Genomic DNA, 19118 nt, shown 5'->3' on the forward strand with positions numbered 1-19118 from the left:
ACAGGCGGCGCCACACACTCGCTGTCGTCCCGGCCTAGTGCGCAATTGCGCACCGGGGCCGGGACGACAGCGGAGGACGCGGCGCGATATCGACTCTGGCGAACGCCGGGACGACCGTGGAGGAAGGGTGTACCCCGCCCCTACGGCCGCTCCGCCTCTTCCAGCACTTCCAGCGCCAGCTCCATCGTCATCAGCACGGGATTGTCGCCGCGCACCAGGCGTCCCTCGGCGATGCCGCCGAGATAGTCGACCAGCGCGACGTCGAGGCTGGCGCGCACCCGACGGTTGGCGTCAGGCCCGATCTGCCCCGCGATCACCGCGAGCTCGGTCGCGAACGGCACCACGCTGTGGCCATCGCTGAAGACCGCGCCAATGGTCGAGCCGACGCCGCCATGCAGCCGTGCACGCAAAATGCCGTGCTGGCGGCAGAAGCCCTCCAGCGCACAGGCGAAATCCTGGTTCGGCCGCAGCCGCAACGCGAAAGCATGGCTCGTGGCCTTCGCCCCGCGCGGCGCGCTGGCGACCGGACCGAACAGCTTGAAATTGGTCTCGCTGTCGGGCTCGGCCACAAACGTCGCGCCGTCGATGCCGAACGCGCTGACCTCGAACGGCTCGGCGACGATGGTCTCGTCCGGCAGCATGTGTCCGCCGTTGAAGCGGCCGTCGGCCTCGGTCCACAACCCGTGGCAATGGAAGAACGGTGCGCCGTCGCGTTCGCCGAAAGTCAGCGCCGCGAGCTTGAGCCGCGTCACGCCATCGGGACGGAACGTATCGCTGTAGAACGCAGCGTTGACGCCGTCCTTCGACAGCGCCGGCATCACATAGGCGAACGGCCCGAGCGCTCCACGCGTGGCGCTCAGCACGCCGCTGGAAAATCCTTCCGTCGCAAAGCCGCGGCGCACGGCGTCGAGCAAGGGAATGCCGGCCTCCAGCACGAAGGAAAAGGCGCGGCCGCGCGCGGCGACCCATTGGATGCGCTCGGGTATCGGAGCGCCGGGCTGGGCGATGCTGCGCATCGCCTCACGCGCCCGTCGATTTGGCAATCACCTCGAGCAGCCCGCGCGCCTCGAGCTCGTCGCGGATCAGCCGCTTCGGCACCTTGCCGTAACCGGACTTCGGCAGCGCCTCCCAGAAGAAGAAGCGTTTTGGCATCTTGTAGCGCGGCACCTTTGGCGCAAGGTACGCCGCAAGCTCCGCCTCCGCGACGGCCTCGGTGCCCTCGCGCGCGACGCAGACGGCGACACCGACCTCGCCCCAGAACGGATCGGGCACGCCGAGCACGGCAACCTCGCCGACCGCGGGATGGGTCAAGAGCTTCTCCTCGATCTCGCGCGGATAGATGTTGGAGCCGCCGGAGATGTACATGTCGGAGGCGCGGCCGGTGATGTAGACAAAACCCTCCTCGTCCATGTGGCCGAGGTCGCCGGTGCGAAACCAGCCGTCGCGAAACGCCTTCGCGTTGGCTTCGGGGTTGTCGTAATAGCCGGCGAACACGCCGGGGCCGATCACGCAGATCTCGCCGGTCTCGTGCGCCTTCAGCTCGCTTCCGTCGTCGCCCTGGATCGCAACCTGCATGCCGGTGCGTTCGAAGCCGCAGGTTCCGATCCGCGCATGCGGTCCGTCCTCGGGATCGTGCAGGCCAGGCGGCAGCACCGTGATGTTGCCGGTCACCTCGCCGAGGCCGAAATACTGCACCAGCACACCGCCGAGCTTGTTCAGCGCCGCCTTCTGGTCCTCGCGATACATCGGCGCGCCGGCATAGATGATGTAGCGCAGCGAGGAGTGGTCGTGCTGGTCGGCGGCGGGATGCTCGACCATCATCTTCAGGATCGTCGGCACCGTGAACATGTTGCTGACGCGGTATTTGGCGATCAGCCGGAAGGCCTCCGCGATGTCGAACTTCTCAGACGGCAGCAAGATGGTCGGGACGCCGCGCGCGGTCTGCACCAGCTGGTGCACGCCGGCGCCATGCGACAGCGGCGCCACCACCAGCGAGGCGTCCCGTTCGGTGGTGCCGGGCATCAGGTCGGCGAGATGGTTGGTGATCACGAAGGCCATCTGGCCGTGGGTCAGCACCGCGGCCTTGGAGCGGCCGGTGGTGCCGGAGGTGAAGAAGAACCAGCAGGGATCGTCGTACTCGACCGGCGTGTTCTCGACCGCGGCGCTTGCGTGCTTGGCGATCACGTCGCCGACGGTTGCCTCGCCGAACGTGCCCTCCTCGCCGATCCGCCAGACGAATTCGAGCGCGGGATTGAGGGCCGCCTTGGCATGTTCGGGGAAATCGGCGTGGCACAGGAACGCCTTGGCGCCGGAGGCTGCCGCCAGATAGGCGACCTCGTCCGGCATCAGGCGGAAATTGGTCGGCACCCAGACCGCGCCGAGCCGGAAGGCCGCGAACATCGACCAGAACATCTCATCGCAGTTCTTGGAATGCACCAGGATGCGGTCGCCTTTGCCGATGCCGCGCGCGGCCAGCGCCGCCGCCAGCGCCGAGACGTTCTGGTCGATATGGCGCCACGACCAGGTCTTCTCGTTCCAGATGAAGCCGGGACGGTCGCCGTGGCGGCGGGCATTCTGGGTCAGGATGTAGGCGAGGTTCATCACCCGGCGCGACACCCGCGCGATCCCGCCGCGCGGCGCGGTCACCTCGGTCCCGCTCATTGCCGCCCCGCCGATACGCACAACAGACAGAGCATGGTCAGGACGGTCATCGGGTGTTTCCTCGGTCAGAACCGGGCGTCTTCAAGCGCCGCAAGGGATTGGTGCCCCCCGGTTTATCGCCAAGCCGCGCGCCTCGGCAAGGCCCGTCAGGCGCGGCACGATGCTACCGCGCCGGCGGCCGCCATTCCCGACAATGCTTGGCCCGACAATGCCTGGCCGGAGGCCGCTATTGCGGATGCTTGGCCAGGTCCTGCTCGCTCAGGTTCCAGTCCTGCCAGAGCTGCAAGGCGCCGATCAGGGCGACCAGCCCGCCGAGCAGGATGTGCCAGAGCTGCAGCGCCTGGTCTTCCGAGTAGCCGAAGATGTTCGGCGACGCGACCAGCCAGAGGCCGAGCACGATGCTCGCCACCTCCTCCCAGCGATGCAGCGCGACATATTCGAGCTGGGCGAGGCCCAGCACCAGCATGCCGACCACGAAGCTGTTGAGCACCAGGTGGCTGCGCTCGACATCGACGACGTCGCTGACCTGGATCGGAAACCAGGGCGAGACCATGATCAGCACGCCGAGCAGCATGCCGAGCCAGTCCTCCCAGGGGCGGTGTGTGCCGAAGAAACGATTGTCCGACATGACGAACCTCCTTGCGACAAGGGGCATACGTCAGCGGCCGGCCTCACCACTCGGTACCAAACGACCATTGGGCCGCATCCGGGGGCGTATGTCTGGGAACAAGCCTAATCGAATTGCATCGGCCCGCAAGGCCCGATCGGCGTATGTGCGATGCGGCAGGATCGAGGGCGCCCGGCACCGCGCGTCAGCGCGCCCCACCGAGCCGCGCCAGCGCCTCCTTGGCGGACTTCAGATCGGGCTGCAGCTCCAGCGCCTTGCGAAAATCGGCCGCCGCGCCCTTCTTGTCGCCGAGCCGCAGCTTGGCCTGGCCGCGGTTGTTCCAGGAATAGACGTCGGCGGGATCGTATTGCAGCGCCTTGTCATAATCGGCGAGCCCGCCCTTGTTGTCGCCCTGGAAGAGCCGGATCATGCCGCGGTTGCGCCAGCCGCGTGCGTCGGTCGGCGCAATCTTCGCCGCCTCGCCGTAATCCGCGGCAGCGCGGTCGAGCTGCTCGGTATCGCGATAGACATTGCCGCGGTTGATGTAGGCGAGCGCGTTGGGCTCGAGCTTGATCTCGGTGGTGTAGTCGGCGATCGCATGGGCCGCATCGCGCTTGCGGTAATAGACGAAGCCGCGATTGCCATAGGCCGTGGCGAGCTGCGGGTTGTATCTGATCGCGAGGCTGAGATCGGCCAGCGCGCGGTCGAGATCGCCCTTGTTGAGCCAGGCATCGCCGCGATTGTTGTAGGCCAGTGCGAAGGCCGGATCGATGCGGATCGCCTCGTCGTAATCGGCGATCGCATGATCGAGATCGCGCTTGAAGGCGTAGACCCGGCCGCGGTTGGTGTAGGCACAGGCATAGGCGGGATCGAGCTTGATCGCCTCGTTGAGGTCGGCGAGCGCGGCGTCGAGTTCGCGCTGCTCGGTCAGCCCGTGGCCGCGGTTGCAATAGGCGCCGGCCAGCCGCCTGCCGGTTTCGGTCTTGCCGTCGATCACCGTGGTGCAGGCGGACACACGGTCGCCGGGCGCCGTCGTCAGGCCGACGCAGGCCTGCCAGCTCGGATCATCGCCAGCGACGGCTCGCGGAGGATTTGGCAGCGTCAACGCAGCGCCGAGCAATGCGGCGGTCAGGCAGGCCAAAATGCGCATCTCGTCAATCCACAAATGCCAATTTGCGGGTTGGTCGCGGCTTTGCACCGGCGGGTTCACGGGCTTAGATCAAGGCCAGTGAATCAACCGGGATTTTGCGATGGCTGCCGTCCGCGACAACAAGGCCGAGAGGCGCTTCGAACTCGATACCGAGGACGGCACAGCCTTTGCGAATTACCGGCAGACGCCCTCGGCCGTCATCATCACCCATACCGAGACACCGCGCGCCCTGCGCGGCCGCGGCATCGCATCGGAGCTGGTCAAGGGCGCGCTGGAGCTGATCCGCGCCGACGGCCACAAGGTGATCGCCGGCTGCAGCTTCGTGGTGGACTACCTCGACAAGCATCCGGAATACGCGGATCTTGCGGGTTAGCGCCGCGTTCGTCAGACGATCTTGATCGACATGTCGGGCAGGCCCTCGAGCTTGCAGAGCAGCACGTCGCCCTTGACGACCGGGCCGACATTCTCCGGCGTTCCGGAATAGATGATGTCGCCGGCCTTGAGCTCGAATGCCTCGGAGAGCTTTGCGATCTGCTCGGCGACGCTCCAGATCATGTTCTTCAGATCCGAGCTCTGCCGCACCGTGCCGTTGACCGCGAGCGAGATCGCGCCTTGCGTGAAATGGCCGGTCTTATCAGCCGGATGGATCGGCCCGAGTACTGCGGCATGGTCAAAGCTCTTGCCGATCTCCCACGGCTTCTTCTCCGCGGCCATGCCGTTCTGCAAATCGCGCCGCGTCATGTCGAGGCCGAGCGCGTAGCCATAGACGTGATCGAGCGCCTTGTCGGCGGGGATGTTGGCGCCGCCGGACTTCAGCGCGGCGACCAGCTCGACCTCGTGATGATAGTTCTTGGTCAGCGACGGATAGAGATGATCCGCGACCGTGCCGATCGCGACATTCTGGATCGCATCCGTCGGCTTCTGGAAGAAGAACGGCGGCTCGCGGCTCGGATCGGAGCCGCGCTCGATCGCATGCGCGGCGTAGTTGCGGCCGATGCAGTAGATGCGGCGGACCTGGAACACCTCGGTGGCGCCGACGATCGGGATCGTCACGGCCGGGACCGCAAACATCGCCTTGGGCGCGGCCTCGGCGTGGGCCGGCACAGATTGCGCGGCGGCGCCGGCCAGTGCGAGGGCGCCGGTCGCAAGCATCGTCCGGCGATCGAGATCAGTCATGGGAGTTTTCTTGGGAGTTTTCATGGGCGTTCTCCTTCTTGTCCGCCGATCTATAGATGCTCACCGGTCCATAAAAAAGGGCCCGCGCTGGCGCGGGCCCTGGCCGTGTGCGGGATGATGATCCCGTCAGTGCTTGATATCCGGGGGCAGCTTGCCGCCATTGGCCGCGAGCTTCGTCATCACCTGTTTGTGCAGCCAGATGTTCATGCTGGCGGAATCGTTGGTGTCGCCGGTGTAACCGAGCTCCTTGGCGAGCTCCTTGCGCGCCGACAGGCTGGAGTCGATGTCGAGCGCCTTCATCAGGTCGACGATCGAAGTCCGCCACTCGAGCTTCTCGCCCTTCGCGGCTACCGCCTTGTCGAGGATGGGGGCGACGTCAACGGACTGCGCGGGCGCCGCACCGGCGGGTACCGCGGCAGGCGACGGCGAGGCGCTACCGGATCCACCGGCGGGAGCTGCGCTTGTGGCCGTTCCGCCGGCGGGCGCGGCGCTGGCGCTGCTGCCGAAGATCGCGCCCATGATTTTTCCGAAAATGCTCATCGTTCGCTCCCAAGAGAGTTGAGATGTGAAGGCCACGCGGCAACGCGCCGGCTGACCGAGATCGCAGTTCAAGTGTATCGCTCCCTCAATACCTTGCCAATGCGACATTCACCTAAGCGTGAGTGCTTTTGCCGCGGTTTGGGAGTACCCTCAATGCACAGTTCGCGACACGGCCAGTTCCCTGCTCTGTCTTTCGCGTCTGGCTTGCTCGTGATCGCTTCGAGAGGCGGTACGTTTGTGCCCGCGTGCCGGGCGCAGAATGCGCCCGCCGAGGGAGACAACGACCATGGCCACTCCATACCAAGGCAATGTCACATCGATGACGCAGAGCGGACAAGGTCCCGCATCTGCGCCGGTTATCCGCACCATCGGCCTGTCCGATTTGCATCAAGCGCTGCGTCTCGGCTGGGAAGACTTCAAGGCTGTGCCAAGCCACGCCATCATCCTGTGTCTGATCTATCCCGTGCTCGGCATTGTGCTTGCGCGCACCGTGCACGGTTATTCCGTGCTGCCCCTGCTGTTTCCGCTGGCCGCGGGCTTTGCCCTGCTCGGCCCGTTCGCCGCGATCGGCCTCTACGAGATGAGCCGTCGGCGCGAGGACGGCGGTGAGGCATCCGCATGGGACGCCATGCAGGTATTCCGCTCGCCGTCATTCGGCGCGATGCTCGGGGTCGGAACGTTGCTGTTCGCACTGTTCGTGACCTGGATCGCCACCGCACAGGCGATCTACACCGCGGTATTCGGCTATCAGACCGCAGCCAACATTCCCGATTTTGCCGAGCGCGTGCTGACCACCCCGCAAGGCTGGTGGTTGATCGTGGTCGGCTGCAGCGTCGGCTTCCTGTTCGCGCTCGTCGCGCTGTGCATCAGCGTGGTCGCCTTCCCCATGATGCTCGACCGCCAGGCAACCGCCGGCGAAGCCATGGTGACGTCGATGCGCGCCGTCGCACAGAACCCGGTGCCGATGGCGGCCTGGGGCCTGATCGTCGCGGTGTTGCTGGTGCTCGGCACGATCCCGTTCTTCCTCGGGCTCGCCGTCGTGATCCCGCTGCTCGGTCACGCCACTTGGCATCTCTATCGCGAGGTCATCGTCAAGGATCCGAACGCGCAGCCGGTGATCCCCGAGCCGCGTGAGCGCAAGCCCGCCGCCGACTTCCCGGCCAACCTGTTCCCGTGGCGGCGCAGCGATCGCGGCTAAGCGCCAGTCACCTCGAACGCGTAAACGCCAAAGCAACCGCCGGCCGATTATATTCGGCCGGCGGTTTGTCGTTCCGGATCGTCAAATGGGTGTGAAATTGGCGTGGCATTTGCAGCATTGCCTGAGATAAACGGCTCGATCACGAGCCTTGTTTTAGCCGCTGTTGCCGCGAACATACCCGCCGGGTTTCGCGACCAATCGATGACATCGCAGACTCCGGAGTGAAATTGCCTATGACCTCGCGCTTTTCCTTTCACACGCTCGCCGTCGGGGCGTGGCTGTTGACCTCGACCGCGTCTGCGCTCGCCGCCCAATGCGGCACGGGCACGTTCGAGTCCTGGCTCGACGATTTCAAGAAAGAGGCTGTGACGAAGGGCATTTCGCAGAACGCGATCCAGGCCGGCTTGAGTGGCGTCACGCAGGACAAGGCGATCCTGGCGCGCGACCATTCGCAGCAGGTATTCAGCCAGACCTTCGAGCAATTCTCGGGTCGTATGGTGCCGCCGCGGCTCAATCGTGGCTCCGACATGATGAAGCGCTACGGTTCGGTGCTGTCGCGGATCGAGGAGGCCTACGGCGTGCCGGGCGAAATCCTGGTCGCGATCTGGGGGCTGGAGACCGATTTCGGCGTCAACACCGGCAAGTTTCAGACCATGCGCTCGCTTGCGACGCTGGCCTATGATTGCCGCCGCTCCGACATGTTCAAGGCCGAGTTGATGGATGCGTTGCGCATTGTGGAGCGCGGCGATCTCGCGCCGCAGGAGATGCGCGGCGCCTGGGCCGGCGAGATCGGCCAGACCCAGTTCATGCCGTCGTCCTATATCAAGTTCGCGGTCGACTTCGACGGCAACGGCAAGCGCGACCTCTTACACAACGTGCCTGACGTGCTGGCCTCGACGGCGAACTTCCTGAAGAGCTACGGCTGGAAGAAGGGCAAAGGCTGGGAGCCCGGCAGCGAGAATTTCGCGGTTATCCAGCAATGGAACAAGAGCGAGGTGTACGCCAAGACGATCGGCTACTTCGCCACCCAGCTCGCCAAGGCTCCGTAGCGCGGTGGAGTTGCGTAGCGGCGAGAAGCCCGCACGTCGGCTCCGCTTCGATCAGAACCGCTCCCGCTCCGGGATGAATCAAAAAGGGCCGATTGCCCCAGGCAATCGGCCCTTATGCCATGATCAAAAGCTTACTTCGCCATGCTCTCTTCGGCGGCCTTGCTAAGGTGCGCGCCGCATGCGCCCCACTTGTTGTTCAGCATCGCGTCCTGGGCGAGCGAGACTTCCTTCTCCGCCGCGAATTTGACCTCATTGTCGGCCATAGCTTCGACGGCAGCTTCCGTCTTGCCGAAATTGGCACCGCTGCAGCCGACGCCCATATGATGGCGATGAGCGGCCTGGGCGGGAGCAGCGACAGCATAAGCAACGGCAGCCATGCTGGCTGCGGCGATGAATGTTTTAATCATGGGATGATCCATCTCTTGTTCTTGGACAGATCCCTGCGTGATTGCGGAATCTGCAGCGCAATTATTCGCTGTTCCCGGCGCCATTCAGAATGAACTTCGCGCGATACGAATGTGATGAGCGCTGCACGCGGATCGCGCATGCGTTGCATAGTGTTTCGATTACATGTCGGTAAGGAAGCGGCGCCGCATTAGCTTTGCTGCCAACGTTCACTTCAATCGAAATGCATTTCCGATAATCCTCAGCGCATTCCACGCGACACGCCGGACGCGACGGAGATCCGCACAGCGCGGAGGACCGAATTACCTCTCGCGTCAATGCGACCGATTGACGCTCCGCCCATTCATGGACGCTCGCACCAACATATGAACAAAAAATCATTTCAATGCCATCTTGTCGCATGCGAATCACGCATGGAACACATCGATGTGATCCGGTGAGCGAGGGCGCGGAAAAACTTGATTGGGCGGTCTTTAATTACCATATATTCAACCTGATCGAGCTTGCCGCAATTCTATCAACCATTTGATTTCAGAAATATTTTTGCGACATACCACGTGTCGACGGAACTTTCATTTACAGACCTGCTCGGCAAGTGCCCAACGGTTAACCAGACCTTACCGCCGCCATGCGTTTTGGGTCTAGCTGCATCGCACCATTGGAACTACCGCGCCGCACCATATCATCTATATTCACTTCAACGATGAGGCTTTTGAAAAGCTGAATCTGAATTACTAGGAGACTACCATGTTGCTCTCGCTCATCCGCATGATCCAGGCTTTCCGGGATTATCAGCGCAATGTCAGCGAACTGTCCCAGCTCAGCGATCGCGAACTGGCCGATATCGGCCTCGACCGCTCGGACATTCCGCGCGTTGCCGCCGGTACCTACAACGGCTAATCGGCCGCAAGCCATCTGATGAACGGATAACGCCCGCTTCCACAGCGGGCGTTCTCGTTTCAGAGCCCATCCCGTTCCGACGGCATCGGAACTGGATGGCCTCTGGTCCTGGGTTTGACGCGTTTACTTCACGCGAACCGGTATCCACTTCGCTTGAAAACGCTCTGCTGCAGTTTCAGATGCATATGGAATCAAAACGCGCTAACGCTGCGCGATGACACCGCATCAATCCTCTTCCCAACCCGTGCACATCGTGGGCGCGGGGCTCGCCGGCTCGGAAGCCGCCTGGCAGGTTGCCAATTCCGGCGTCCGTGCCGTCCTGCATGAAATGCGCCCGCACCGAATGACGGAGGCGCATCGGACCGAAGGCTGCGCCGAACTGGTCTGCTCGAATTCCTTCCGCTCCGACGATGCCGCCAACAACGCGGTCGGGCTGCTGCACGCAGAGATGCGGCGGCTGGGCTCCCTCATCATGCGCTCGGCCGATGCCAATCAGGTGCCCGCCGGCGGCGCGCTGGCGGTCGACCGCGACGGCTTTTCCGCTGCCGTCACCAAAGCGCTGAACGAACATCCGCTGATCGAGATCAGCCGCGAGGAAGTCGCGGGCCTGCCGCCGGCCGACTGGAGCAACGTGATCGTCGCCACCGGTCCCCTCACCTCGGCGCCGCTCGCCGACGCCATCAGGCAGCTCACCGACGAGAATGCGCTGGCGTTCTTCGATGCGATCGCACCGATCGTGCACAAGGATTCCGTCGACATGTCGGTGGCCTGGTTTCAGTCGCGCTATGACAAGGTCGGTCCCGGCGGCACCGGCGCCGATTACATCAACTGCCCGATGACCAAGGAGCAATATGACGCCTTCGTCGCGGCGCTGCTCGACGGCGAGAAGGTCGACTTCAAAGATTGGGAGACCAACACGCCCTATTTCGACGGCTGCCTGCCGGTCGAGGTGATGGCCGAGCGCGGTCAGGAGACGCTGCGCCACGGGCCGATGAAGCCGGTGGGATTGACCAATCCGCACAATCCGACGGTCAAGGCATATGCGATCGTCCAGCTGCGGCAGGACAACAAGCTCGGCACGCTCTACAACATCGTCGGTTTCCAGACCAAGCTGAAGCATGGCGCGCAGCAGCGCGTGTTCCGCACCATCCCGGGCCTCGAGAATGCAGAGTTCGCCCGGCTCGGCGGCCTGCATCGCAACACCTTCCTGAATTCACCGAAGCTGCTCGATAGCCAGCTGCGCCTGCGCGCGCAGCCGCGGCTGCGTTTCGCCGGCCAGATGACGGGCTGCGAGGGCTACGTCGAGTCGGCCAGCGTCGGCCTGATTGCGGGCCTCTGCGCTGCCGCCGACATGCGCGGCACCGCGCTGACGCCACCGCCCGCCACCACCGCGCTCGGCGCGCTGCTCGGCCACATCACCGGTGGCCATATCGAGACGATCGACGCCGGTTCGCGCTCGTTCCAACCGATGAACATCAATTTCGGTCTGTTCCCGCCGCTGGCCAGCCCTCCGACCAAGAAGCCGGACGGCTCGCGGCTGCGCGGTAACGAGAAGACGGTCGCCAAGAAGCAGGCGATCAGCGCGCGGGCACTCGCCGACCTCGACCACTGGATCGCAGAGCACCTGCGCGTTGCGGCAGCGGCCTGACAGTCATGAGCTTGCCGAAAGACGACGACGCCACCCTGTCGGCGCGATGGAGCCAGGGCGTGCTGCTCAAGCGCGACGTGTTCTCGACCGTCGAGCGCGGCCGCTTCCGGACCGATGACGGCGAGGTCGAAGGCGTGCTGCGCCGGCTCGATCAGGTGCCGTTCTGGTCGTTCGCCGTGGCGCTGCATCTGTTCTCGCGCGAACGCCGCGCGCTGACCCTGGCGCGCGATCTCGACGTCGGCCCCAAGCTGTTGTGGGCAGGCAGGCGCGCGCTGGTGCGCGGCTTCATCGACGGCGCGGCGCTGCATCTGGCGAAGCCGCATGGCGACGTCGCCTACTTCCGTTCCGCCAAGGCCGCGTTACGCAAGCTGCATCGTGCCGGCATCTGCCACAACGACCTCGCCAAGGAGCAGAACTGGCTGGTCGGCCGCGACAGCCGCGCCTACCTCACCGACTTTCAGCTTGCTGCCTGCTTCAAGACCCGAAGCCGGCTGTTCCGCATCGCGGCCTATGAGGATCTGCGGCATCTGTTGAAGCACAAGCGCAGCTACGCGCCGGAGGCGTTGACGCCGATGGAGCGCAAGGTGCTCGCGAAGAAGTCCGCGGTCGCCAGCGTCTGGCTCAAGACCGGCAAGAAGGTCTATCAGGCAATCACCCGCGGCATATTCAACTTCACCGACCGCGAGGGCGGCGGCCGGCGGCTGGTCAACGACGCGCCGGTGCTGGTCGATTTGATCCGCAGGAATCCCGACGTGCGCGACACCGCGATCGTCGCCTTTGCCGACCGGCGCGTCGGCGTCGGGCTCTACGCCTTCGTCGAGGCCGACCAGTCCGCGCTGGAAAAGACGCTGCGCAACGAGCTTGCCGCGGCCAAGGGCGTCAAGCCGCCCGAACACATCCAGATCGTGCATGCATTGCCGCGCGATGCGGCCGGCAAGCCACGCACCGAAATCCTGCAGCTCGTCGCCATGAACCAGATCGACCTGATCGAACCGATGATGCGCAGCGACGCCGATCGCGAGTTCCTCAAGGACATCCTCGAGCAACGCAAGAATCTGCGCGATCGCTTCAATTTCGAAGTTGCCGAGATGGATCGGCTGGCGCGCTGAAGCGCGCGCACTCTCGACAAACGCAGCTCGAAGCGCCAATCTTGTGAGGGCTAGCGCGCTCAAGGGACAAGCTTAATGCCACTCACCCGTGGCCGTATCGGGGGATATGATTCCGAACGCCTGGCGTTCGGATTCACCATGATGCACGGCGATCAGGAAATTGAATGTCAGATCAGCGACGCCGCAATGGACGAATTGGCCGGCACGCGCGGAACACCGAGCCTGGCCCGGCAGGCGCAGTTCATTGCGCTGCGCGACGCGATCGAGATGATCGCATCCGACATCTTTGACAGCGGCCCGGTGGTCAAAGGCGCGACGATCCGGATCTTCACCAAGCACATCTCGAAGGAACAGAGCTAAAGCGCGATGAGATTGCGTTGAATCGTCATCGCGCTTTAGATTCTTGTTTTAGCATGATCTTTTCGGAAAACCGCTTCGCACTTTTCCGGATCATGCTCTAGCGACCGAACTCTTCGGTGCGCGCAGCTCGCCACAACGTCCAGAGCGTGCGCAGGCGCGACGCCGGCTTCGGCAGGAACGGATCGTAGTCGGCCCTCCTTGCCCGGTTCAGCTCGCGCCTGATGTGAGCGAGCGGCAGGAAGATCGGCCTCACGCCGGATGGCACATCCGCAAGCAGCCCGAATGCGGTCTTGAGATGGCCCTGCGCCTCGTCCGCAAGCTGATCGATCGCAGCACCGATGTTCGGCGTGGGCTTGCCGGCAAACACCTCCTCCTTGCTGCTGCCGTGCTGCTGCAGCAGCTGGACCGGCAGAAACAGCTGCTGCCGCGAGGCATCGCGGCCCAGCGCCGCGATGACCTGCGCCATGCCTTGCGCGAGGCCGGCATGACGGGCCAGGTGATCGATCGCCTCCGATGGCCGCGCCACCACGCGCGTGGCTTGCGCGAACAGCGCCGATGCCGTGGCGTCGAGGTAGCCCTCGAGCGCGGCCAGCGACGGCATCGGGTCGTTGTAGAGATCGAACTGATGCTCCTCGACCAGGAGCGAGAACGGCGAGACCGGCAGGCGGTGATTGCGGATCGCATACAGCAGCTCCGCTGCGACCGGATTGCCCTCGACGCCGCCGTGTCCGGTCCCGGCCAGCATGTCGGTCCACCATTGCAGCCGCATCTCGCCGGGCAGCGGCTGGCTGACCTGCTCGTGCACGCGCGAGACTTCGATGTTGAAGGCGTAGATCGCGAGCAGCGCCCGGCGCTCCGGACCCGGCATGAACAAGGTCGACGCGTAGCGCACGAAGTCATGGGTTCGCACCAGATCGGCGCAGAATGCCGCGCCGTCGGTCGGCGCCTCCGTCGTGCTCATGGCACCGCGATCAGCGCCGCCGCGACGCGACGCCGCTCGCCCAGCATGATGTTGTAGGTGCGGATCGCGGGGCCCGTCTGCATCGGGTCGAGCACTACCCGCACCGCGCGCAGGGCTTCGCGCAGGCCCTTCGGCGGCACCCAGACCTCGGTGCCGGTGCCGACGATCAGCGTGTCGATCGCATTGGCGGCCGCGAATACCTTCTGCAGCGCGTATTCGTCGATGTCCTGCGGCCTCGTCACCGGCCAGGCCCAGATCGCATCGGGCAGGCACAGCAGCGAGCCGCGGTGCGACATATCGGCAAACGCGAAGCCGCCCTTGCCGTAGGCCTCGATCGGCGCCGACCTCGGAAGATGGGGAGCGTCCGAGGAGTTGCTCATGACCGGCTACTTCTTGGCTGCCGCGTTCGGCTTCTTCTCCGATTCATCGTCGGCGGCGTCGCGCCGCGTGGTGCCGACGCCGAGATAGATCAGGATCGGTGCCGCGATGAAGATCGAGGTATAGGTGCCGACCAGCACCACGCCGAACATCATGACGGCGGTGAAGCTGTGAATCGCCTGGCCGCCAAACAGCAGCAGCGCGAGCAGTGCCAGCGTCACGGTGACGTGGGTGATGATCGAGCGCGACAGCGTCGAGTTGATCGATTCATTCAGCAGCTGCGGCATCGGCATCTTCTTGTAGCGCCGCAGCATCTCGCGGATGCGGTCGTAGATGACGACGGTGTCGTTGAGCGAGTAGCCGAGAATCGTCAGCAGCGCCGCGATGCTGGTGAGATCGAAGTCGACCTGGGTGATCGACATGAAGCCGATCGTCAGCACGATGTCGTGGACGTTGGCGATCATGGCGCCGAGCGCGAATTGCCACTCGAACCGGAACCAGAGATAGATCAGGATGCCGACGATCGCGAGCATCAGGCCGAGCATGCCGTAGGCGAGCAATTCGCCGGAGACACGCGGTCCCACCACTTCGACGCGGCGGTAGTCGACGGAATCGCCGAGCGCGCCGCGAACCTTCGTCACCGCGTCCTGTTGTGCCTGATCGCCGCCGGGTTGCTCGGCGACGCGGATCAGGACTTCGGCCGGACCTCCGAACTGCTGCAACTGCACCTCGCCGAGGCCAAGGCCGTTCAAGGTCGTGCGCATCGCGGCAATGTCGGCGGTGCCGGACTTGGCCCGTACCTCCAGCAATGTACCGCCCTTGAAGTCGATGCCGAAATTCAGGCCGTGGGTGAAGAACAGCGTGATCGCAACGATCGAGAGCAGCGCCGAGATCGGGAAGCTGATGCGGCGAAAGCGCGTGAAGTCGAAATGCGTGTCGTCGGGCACGATGCGCAGCGCCGGCATCAGCCCGAGCGCCGCGACCACGGTCAGCACGGCGATCAGGATGCCAAGGCCAATCAGAACGGTATGAGTCACAATAGGCCTCTCAGATCGGCACGGTTTGCGGCCGCTTCCACCGCACCCATGCCGCGACGATCAGGCGCGTCAAGGTAAAGGCGGTGAACACCGTGGTGATGATGCCGATGCCGAGCGTCACGGCAAAGCCGCGCACCGGTCCGGTGCCGATGTAGAACAGCACGGCGGCGGCGATGAAGGTGGTGATGTTGGAATCGAGGATGGTTGCCAGCGCCCGCTTGAAGCCGGCGTCGATCGCCGAGATCGCGTTGCGGCCGCCGCGCAATTCCTCGCGGATGCGCTCGTAGATCAGCACGTTGGAGTCGACCGCGATGCCGACCGTCAGCACGATGCCGGCGATGCCGGGCAAGGTCAGCGTGGCGTTCAGCAGCGACAGCAGCCCGAAGATCATGGCGACGTTGATGGCCACCGCGATGTTGGCGAACACCCCGAACAGCCGGTAAGTGATCAGCATGAACACGATGACCAGGATCGAGCCGACATAGGCCGCAAGCTCGCCCTTTTCGATCGAGTCCTGACCGAGGCCGGGACCGACGGTGCGCTCCTCGACCACGGTCAGCGGCGCCGGCAGCGCGCCGGCGCGCATCAGGATCGCCAGATCGTTGGCCGACTGCACCGTGAAGCTGCCGGAGATCTGGCCCTGTCCGCCGGTGATCGGCTCGCGAATCACGGGTGCCGAGATCACCTTGTTGTCGAGCACGATCGCAAACGGCTGGCCGACATTGTCGGCGGTCGCCTGAGCGAACTTGCGGGCGCCCGATGTATTGAACTTGAAGCTGACGATTGCTTCGCCGGTGCGCTGGTCGAAGCCGGGCTGGGCGTCGGAGAGTTCACTTCCGGAAACCAGCACCTGCTTCTTCACAATGTACGGAACCGGTGGCGGCGACGCGCTCACGAGCCGCTCCGAATCCGCCGGCACCGTGGCCTGATCGGGCGACGCCGTGGTGTCGACCATGCGGAATTCCATCTTCGCGGTCTTGCCGAGCAGCTCCTTCAGATGGGTCGGGTCCTGCAGGCCCGGCACCTGCACCAGGATGCGGTCGGTGCCCTGACGCTGGATCAACGGCTCGACGGTGCCGAGCTCGTTGACGCGGCGCTCGACGATCTGGATCGACTGCTCGATGGTCTTGCGCATCCGCTCGATCATCGCGGGCTGCGACACGGTCAGGCGGATCAAGCCGCCGCCCGCGTCCGTCACATCAACATCGCGCTGGCCGCCGGAGCCGAGCAAGCCGCCGATCGGCTGCGCGATCTCGCGAAGTTTCGCCAGCGCCGCCGGAACATCGGCTTCCTTCGCGATCCGGGCCTCGACGGCGTCGTTGCGGATCGTGATGCCTCCGGTGAAGCCGATCCGGGCGTCACGCAGCGCCTTCCTTGTATCGTCGCGAACCTGTTCGAGCTTTTCCTTCTTCACATAATTGGCGTCGACCTCGAGCAGCAGATACGAGCCGCCCTGCAAATCGAGGCCGAGGACGAGGCGCCGCTGCGCCCAGGCCGGCCAGGTCTTGACCTGCGCCTCGGGGAAGAAATTGGGCACGGCGCACAGGCAGACCACCAGCGCTGTCAGGATAATCCCCAGCGCTCGCCACCGCGTGAAATACAACATCGAATTGACCTGTCAGATTCGGCAAAGGGCTCCGCGGCAATCAGCTCGCGGACGCCTCGTCCTTGGCATCGCCCTTCGCCGGCTCGCCCTTGGTCCGCACGCCCGAAATCATTTGGCGCATCTGCCGCACGCGAACGCCGTCCGAAATCTCGAACTCGATCTGGTCGTCGTCGACCACCTTGGTCACCTTGCCGACGAGGCCGCCGGTGGTCACCACGGTGTCGCCGCGGCGGATGTTCTTCACGAGGTCGGCATGATCGCGCACCTTCCGCTGCTGCGGGCGCAGAATCAGGAAGTACATGATGACGAAGATCAGCGCGAATGGCAGCAGCGACATCAACATGCTGTTGGTATCAGTGCCAGCTCCAGCCTGAGCAAACGCAGGAGTAATCAGCATTCGGACGATCCTCGGATAAGACGGGAAAGGACCGGCAGTGCCCTCGGGTTCGGGGCGGTATGGCGGTCCGGACAAATTCGCGCGGACTATAGCGGCCGCGGTCCCAATTGCAACGTTAACGGACCTTCATTTAGGGCGCTTGCGGGACCGCCGCCAGCCCGATAAGGCTGCGCCGTCAGGAACTGGACAAATGCCGAAAAAAGCCAAGAAAACTACCAGTAAAACAGCCCGCAAAACCGTCCCTCAAGCTGCCGCCAAGCGTACCGCAAACGCCGCGACAAAACGCCCGGTAATGCCGCTCGACGGCGCCACTGCCGAGCGGATCGCGAACGCCCTGGAGACCATTGCGAGCCGCCTTGCGGCCGCCTCCCCGGCCCCCGATCCGGCCGAGTCGTTCGGTGCCGCGGACGCCTTTGTCTGGCATCCGGACGGACGGCTCGCCCCGGTGCCGCGCGTCAGCCGCGTCGAGATAGGCCTGCTCAAGGGCGTCGACCGGATGCGCGATATCCTGATGGAGAATACCGAGCGCTTCGCCAACGGACTGCCCGCCAACAATGCGCTGCTGTGGGGCGCCCGCGGCATGGGCAAGTCGTCGCTGGTCAAGGCGACGCATGCCAGCCTCAATGTCGATCGCAAGCCGGCTGACCGGCTGAAGCTGATCGAGATCCACCGCGAGGACATCGAGAGCCTGCCCGGCCTGATGGAGCTGCTGCGCAGCTCCTCGTTCCGCTTCATCGTGTTCTGCGACGACCTCTCCTTCGACGGCAACGACGCCTCGTACAAATCGCTCAAGGCGGTGCTGGAAGGCGGTATCGAGGGACGCCCCGAGAACGTCATCCTCTATGCGACCTCGAACCGGCGGCATCTCTTGGCGCGCGAGATGATCGAGAACGAGCGCTCGACCGCGATCAATCCCGGCGAAGCGGTCGAGGAGAAGGTGTCGCTGTCGGACCGCTTCGGTCTCTGGCTCGGCTTCCACCGCTGCAGCCAGGACGAGTATCTCGCGATGGTGAAGGGCTATTGCGACCATTACGGCATCAGGATCGCAGAGGACGAACTCGAGCGCGAGGCGCTCGAATGGTCGACCACCCGCGGCTCACGCTCGGGCCGCGTCGCCTGGCAGTACACGCAGGAACTCGCGGGTCGACTCGGCGTGCGGCTGAGCGGGGCTTAGTACGCCCCGCACCTCCGGCAAGCCGCGGGCCTTCTGGATTCGGTGCGGCATGGGTACACTCGACGCATGCCGGCCGAACCCAGCACGACTGCGAGACAATGTGGCGAGTGCACCGCTTGCTGCGATGGCTGGCTGAAAATCCGGATACGTGGCCACGACGTCCATCCAGGGCAGCCGTGCCCGTTCAGCAGCGCCGGCAAATGCACGATCTACGACGAGCGTCCGGTCGATCCGTGCCGGAAATTCGTCTGCGGCTGGCTTACGCCGACAAGCCCGCTGCCCGACTGGATGCGCCCGGATAGATCCGATGTCATCTTTCTTCCGGCAAGCTTTGTCTGGCGCACAATTCCGGTCGACGTTGCGGTTGCCATCGGCGCTCGTCCGAAGGCCAAGGCGCGCGCGTGGCTGGAAGCCTTTAGCCGCGACGCGCGCCGTCCGCTGCTGCTGCAATCGGACGGGGACTGGCACGCGTTTGGACCGCCGCAATTCCTGAGCGACATGGTCGAGCGTCTCTCAGACGAGCGAGACCCCTGGCAGCCAGTCTAGGTCTCCGGCCAAGCGCGAGTTCGCTTCGAACTCGGCAGAAACTGGCATCCATTATTCCAAACCAAACTTGCGTTTCTGCACTGCAATATTTTATATCAGCATTGCTGTCCTAATTTTTAGATTTGATTTTTGATCGGATATTCAATCACATGCATGTAAGTCAAATCTTATTCCAAAATTTAAGATGCGACAAATTGATGCAGTGCAATAGTATCA

Annotated in this window: 21 protein-coding genes; 9 read left to right on the forward strand and 12 right to left on the reverse strand. The window is 64.3% G+C overall.

Features of this window, described 5'->3' with window-relative positions; genetic code table 11:
• Positions 1-140 precede the first annotated feature (140 nt).
• From JQ573_RS36125 to JQ573_RS36140, 4 genes are all read right to left on the reverse strand, one after another.
• Positions 141-1016 (reverse strand): DUF296 domain-containing protein, encoded by an 876-nt coding sequence (locus tag JQ573_RS36125; RefSeq protein WP_212319635.1) that lies wholly within the window; start codon positions 1014-1016, stop codon positions 141-143.
• A 4-nt stretch (positions 1017-1020) separates the two neighbouring features.
• Positions 1021-2661 carry an acyl-CoA synthetase gene (locus tag JQ573_RS36130; RefSeq protein WP_212319633.1) on the reverse strand — a complete coding sequence of 547 codons (1641 nt, stop codon included), beginning with the start codon at positions 2659-2661 and terminating at the stop codon, positions 1021-1023.
• A gap of 226 nt (positions 2662-2887) precedes the next feature.
• On the reverse strand, positions 2888-3289 hold the full coding sequence (locus JQ573_RS36135; protein WP_212319631.1) for an SPW repeat protein: 402 nt from the start codon (positions 3287-3289) through the stop codon (positions 2888-2890).
• 184 nt (positions 3290-3473) lie between these two features.
• Positions 3474-4418 (reverse strand): tetratricopeptide repeat protein, encoded by a 945-nt coding sequence (locus JQ573_RS36140; RefSeq protein WP_212319629.1) that lies wholly within the window; start codon positions 4416-4418, stop codon positions 3474-3476.
• A gap of 100 nt (positions 4419-4518) precedes the next feature.
• Between JQ573_RS36140 and JQ573_RS36145 the strand changes: the two genes are divergently transcribed.
• Positions 4519-4791 carry a GNAT family N-acetyltransferase gene (locus JQ573_RS36145; protein WP_212319627.1) on the forward strand — a complete coding sequence of 91 codons (273 nt, stop codon included), beginning with the start codon at positions 4519-4521 and terminating at the stop codon, positions 4789-4791.
• A gap of 11 nt (positions 4792-4802) precedes the next feature.
• Here JQ573_RS36145 and JQ573_RS36150 read toward each other — a convergent pair whose 3' ends face one another.
• Positions 4803-5594, reverse strand: coding sequence for a fumarylacetoacetate hydrolase family protein (locus JQ573_RS36150; RefSeq protein ID WP_212319625.1), 792 nt, complete (start codon positions 5592-5594; stop codon positions 4803-4805).
• A gap of 126 nt (positions 5595-5720) precedes the next feature.
• Complete coding sequence (locus JQ573_RS36155; RefSeq protein ID WP_092114034.1) at positions 5721-6134, reverse strand: DUF3597 domain-containing protein; 414 nt, start codon at positions 6132-6134, stop codon at positions 5721-5723.
• A 286-nt stretch (positions 6135-6420) separates the two neighbouring features.
• Between JQ573_RS36155 and JQ573_RS36160 the strand changes: the two genes are divergently transcribed.
• Both JQ573_RS36160 and JQ573_RS36165 read left to right on the forward strand, forming a co-directional pair.
• Entirely contained in the window at positions 6421-7332 is a 912-nt protein-coding gene (locus JQ573_RS36160) for a DUF2189 domain-containing protein (RefSeq protein ID WP_212319623.1), read from the forward strand.
• A gap of 233 nt (positions 7333-7565) precedes the next feature.
• Entirely contained in the window at positions 7566-8381 is an 816-nt protein-coding gene (locus JQ573_RS36165) for a lytic transglycosylase domain-containing protein (protein WP_212319621.1), read from the forward strand.
• A gap of 131 nt (positions 8382-8512) precedes the next feature.
• Here JQ573_RS36165 and JQ573_RS36170 read toward each other — a convergent pair whose 3' ends face one another.
• Positions 8513-8800 (reverse strand): hypothetical protein, encoded by a 288-nt coding sequence (locus JQ573_RS36170; RefSeq protein WP_092114028.1) that lies wholly within the window; start codon positions 8798-8800, stop codon positions 8513-8515.
• 733 nt (positions 8801-9533) lie between these two features.
• On the opposite strand from JQ573_RS36170, the gene JQ573_RS36175 reads away from it, so the two are divergent.
• From JQ573_RS36175 to JQ573_RS36190, 4 genes are all read left to right on the forward strand, one after another.
• Entirely contained in the window at positions 9534-9686 is a 153-nt protein-coding gene (locus JQ573_RS36175) for a DUF1127 domain-containing protein (protein WP_016846063.1), read from the forward strand.
• A gap of 214 nt (positions 9687-9900) precedes the next feature.
• Complete coding sequence (gene trmFO / locus JQ573_RS36180; RefSeq protein ID WP_212319619.1) at positions 9901-11334, forward strand: methylenetetrahydrofolate--tRNA-(uracil(54)-C(5))-methyltransferase (FADH(2)-oxidizing) TrmFO; 1434 nt, start codon at positions 9901-9903, stop codon at positions 11332-11334.
• 5 nt (positions 11335-11339) lie between these two features.
• Positions 11340-12443 carry a serine/threonine protein kinase gene (locus tag JQ573_RS36185; protein WP_212319617.1) on the forward strand — a complete coding sequence of 368 codons (1104 nt, stop codon included), beginning with the start codon at positions 11340-11342 and terminating at the stop codon, positions 12441-12443.
• Between the two features lie 75 nt (positions 12444-12518).
• Positions 12519-12803, forward strand: a complete 285-nt coding sequence (locus tag JQ573_RS36190; RefSeq protein ID WP_212319615.1) for a DUF1488 family protein — start codon at positions 12519-12521, stop codon at positions 12801-12803.
• A gap of 97 nt (positions 12804-12900) precedes the next feature.
• Here the strand turns inward: JQ573_RS36190 and JQ573_RS36195 are convergent, their stop codons facing one another.
• From JQ573_RS36195 to yajC, 5 genes are read right to left on the reverse strand one after another with little or no spacing between them, the layout of a single operon-like run.
• Complete coding sequence (locus JQ573_RS36195; RefSeq protein WP_212319613.1) at positions 12901-13764, reverse strand: phytoene/squalene synthase family protein; 864 nt, start codon at positions 13762-13764, stop codon at positions 12901-12903.
• Complete coding sequence (locus tag JQ573_RS36200) at positions 13761-14144, reverse strand: Mth938-like domain-containing protein (RefSeq protein ID WP_212319611.1); 384 nt, start codon at positions 14142-14144, stop codon at positions 13761-13763. The genes JQ573_RS36195 and JQ573_RS36200 overlap by 4 nt, the downstream gene beginning before the upstream one ends.
• A gap of 6 nt (positions 14145-14150) precedes the next feature.
• Positions 14151-15179 carry a protein translocase subunit SecF gene (gene secF, locus JQ573_RS36205; RefSeq protein WP_212319609.1) on the reverse strand — a complete coding sequence of 343 codons (1029 nt, stop codon included), beginning with the start codon at positions 15177-15179 and terminating at the stop codon, positions 14151-14153.
• A 10-nt stretch (positions 15180-15189) separates the two neighbouring features.
• Positions 15190-16785 carry a protein translocase subunit SecD gene (gene secD, locus JQ573_RS36210; protein WP_092114010.1) on the reverse strand — a complete coding sequence of 532 codons (1596 nt, stop codon included), beginning with the start codon at positions 16783-16785 and terminating at the stop codon, positions 15190-15192.
• 40 nt (positions 16786-16825) lie between these two features.
• A complete protein-coding gene (yajC, locus tag JQ573_RS36215; protein WP_212319607.1) occupies positions 16826-17182 on the reverse strand; it encodes a preprotein translocase subunit YajC in 357 nt (118 codons plus the stop codon).
• Positions 17183-17372: 190 nt separating this feature from the next.
• Here yajC and JQ573_RS36220 point away from each other — a divergent pair, with 190 nt between their 5' ends.
• Both JQ573_RS36220 and JQ573_RS36225 read left to right on the forward strand, forming a co-directional pair.
• A complete protein-coding gene (locus JQ573_RS36220; RefSeq protein ID WP_212319605.1) occupies positions 17373-18356 on the forward strand; it encodes an ATP-binding protein in 984 nt (327 codons plus the stop codon).
• 66 nt (positions 18357-18422) lie between these two features.
• Positions 18423-18902, forward strand: coding sequence for a hypothetical protein (locus JQ573_RS36225; protein WP_212319603.1), 480 nt, complete (start codon positions 18423-18425; stop codon positions 18900-18902).
• Positions 18903-19118 lie beyond the last annotated feature (216 nt).

It is taken from the genome of Bradyrhizobium sp. AUGA SZCCT0105 (assembly GCF_018129565.1).
In the GTDB taxonomy this organism is placed as follows: Bacteria; Pseudomonadota; Alphaproteobacteria; order Rhizobiales; family Xanthobacteraceae; genus Bradyrhizobium.

Excerpts from the sequence above, each read along its gene's own strand:
- JQ573_RS36125 (WP_212319635.1), bottom strand. The coding sequence starts at position 1,016 with ATGCGCAGCATCGCCCAGCCCGGCGCTCCGATACCCGAGCGCATCCAA.
- JQ573_RS36130 (WP_212319633.1), bottom strand. The coding sequence starts at position 2,661 with ATGAGCGGGACCGAGGTGACCGCGCCGCGCGGCGGGATCGCGCGGGTG.
- JQ573_RS36135 (WP_212319631.1), bottom strand. The coding sequence starts at position 3,289 with ATGTCGGACAATCGTTTCTTCGGCACACACCGCCCCTGGGAGGACTGG.
- JQ573_RS36140 (WP_212319629.1), bottom strand. The coding sequence starts at position 4,418 with ATGCGCATTTTGGCCTGCCTGACCGCCGCATTGCTCGGCGCTGCGTTG.
- JQ573_RS36145 (WP_212319627.1), top strand. The coding sequence starts at position 4,519 with ATGGCTGCCGTCCGCGACAACAAGGCCGAGAGGCGCTTCGAACTCGAT.
- JQ573_RS36150 (WP_212319625.1), bottom strand. The coding sequence starts at position 5,594 with ATGACTGATCTCGATCGCCGGACGATGCTTGCGACCGGCGCCCTCGCA.
- JQ573_RS36155 (WP_092114034.1), bottom strand. The coding sequence starts at position 6,134 with ATGAGCATTTTCGGAAAAATCATGGGCGCGATCTTCGGCAGCAGCGCC.
- JQ573_RS36160 (WP_212319623.1), top strand. The coding sequence starts at position 6,421 with ATGGCCACTCCATACCAAGGCAATGTCACATCGATGACGCAGAGCGGA.
- JQ573_RS36165 (WP_212319621.1), top strand. The coding sequence starts at position 7,566 with ATGACCTCGCGCTTTTCCTTTCACACGCTCGCCGTCGGGGCGTGGCTG.
- JQ573_RS36170 (WP_092114028.1), bottom strand. The coding sequence starts at position 8,800 with ATGGATCATCCCATGATTAAAACATTCATCGCCGCAGCCAGCATGGCT.
- JQ573_RS36175 (WP_016846063.1), top strand. The coding sequence starts at position 9,534 with ATGTTGCTCTCGCTCATCCGCATGATCCAGGCTTTCCGGGATTATCAG.
- trmFO (WP_212319619.1), top strand. The coding sequence starts at position 9,901 with ATGACACCGCATCAATCCTCTTCCCAACCCGTGCACATCGTGGGCGCG.
- JQ573_RS36185 (WP_212319617.1), top strand. The coding sequence starts at position 11,340 with ATGAGCTTGCCGAAAGACGACGACGCCACCCTGTCGGCGCGATGGAGC.
- JQ573_RS36190 (WP_212319615.1), top strand. The coding sequence starts at position 12,519 with ATGCCACTCACCCGTGGCCGTATCGGGGGATATGATTCCGAACGCCTG.
- JQ573_RS36195 (WP_212319613.1), bottom strand. The coding sequence starts at position 13,764 with ATGAGCACGACGGAGGCGCCGACCGACGGCGCGGCATTCTGCGCCGAT.
- JQ573_RS36200 (WP_212319611.1), bottom strand. The coding sequence starts at position 14,144 with ATGAGCAACTCCTCGGACGCTCCCCATCTTCCGAGGTCGGCGCCGATC.
- secD (WP_092114010.1), bottom strand. The coding sequence starts at position 16,785 with ATGTTGTATTTCACGCGGTGGCGAGCGCTGGGGATTATCCTGACAGCG.
- yajC (WP_212319607.1), bottom strand. The coding sequence starts at position 17,182 with ATGCTGATTACTCCTGCGTTTGCTCAGGCTGGAGCTGGCACTGATACC.
- JQ573_RS36220 (WP_212319605.1), top strand. The coding sequence starts at position 17,373 with ATGCCGAAAAAAGCCAAGAAAACTACCAGTAAAACAGCCCGCAAAACC.
- JQ573_RS36225 (WP_212319603.1), top strand. The coding sequence starts at position 18,423 with ATGCCGGCCGAACCCAGCACGACTGCGAGACAATGTGGCGAGTGCACC.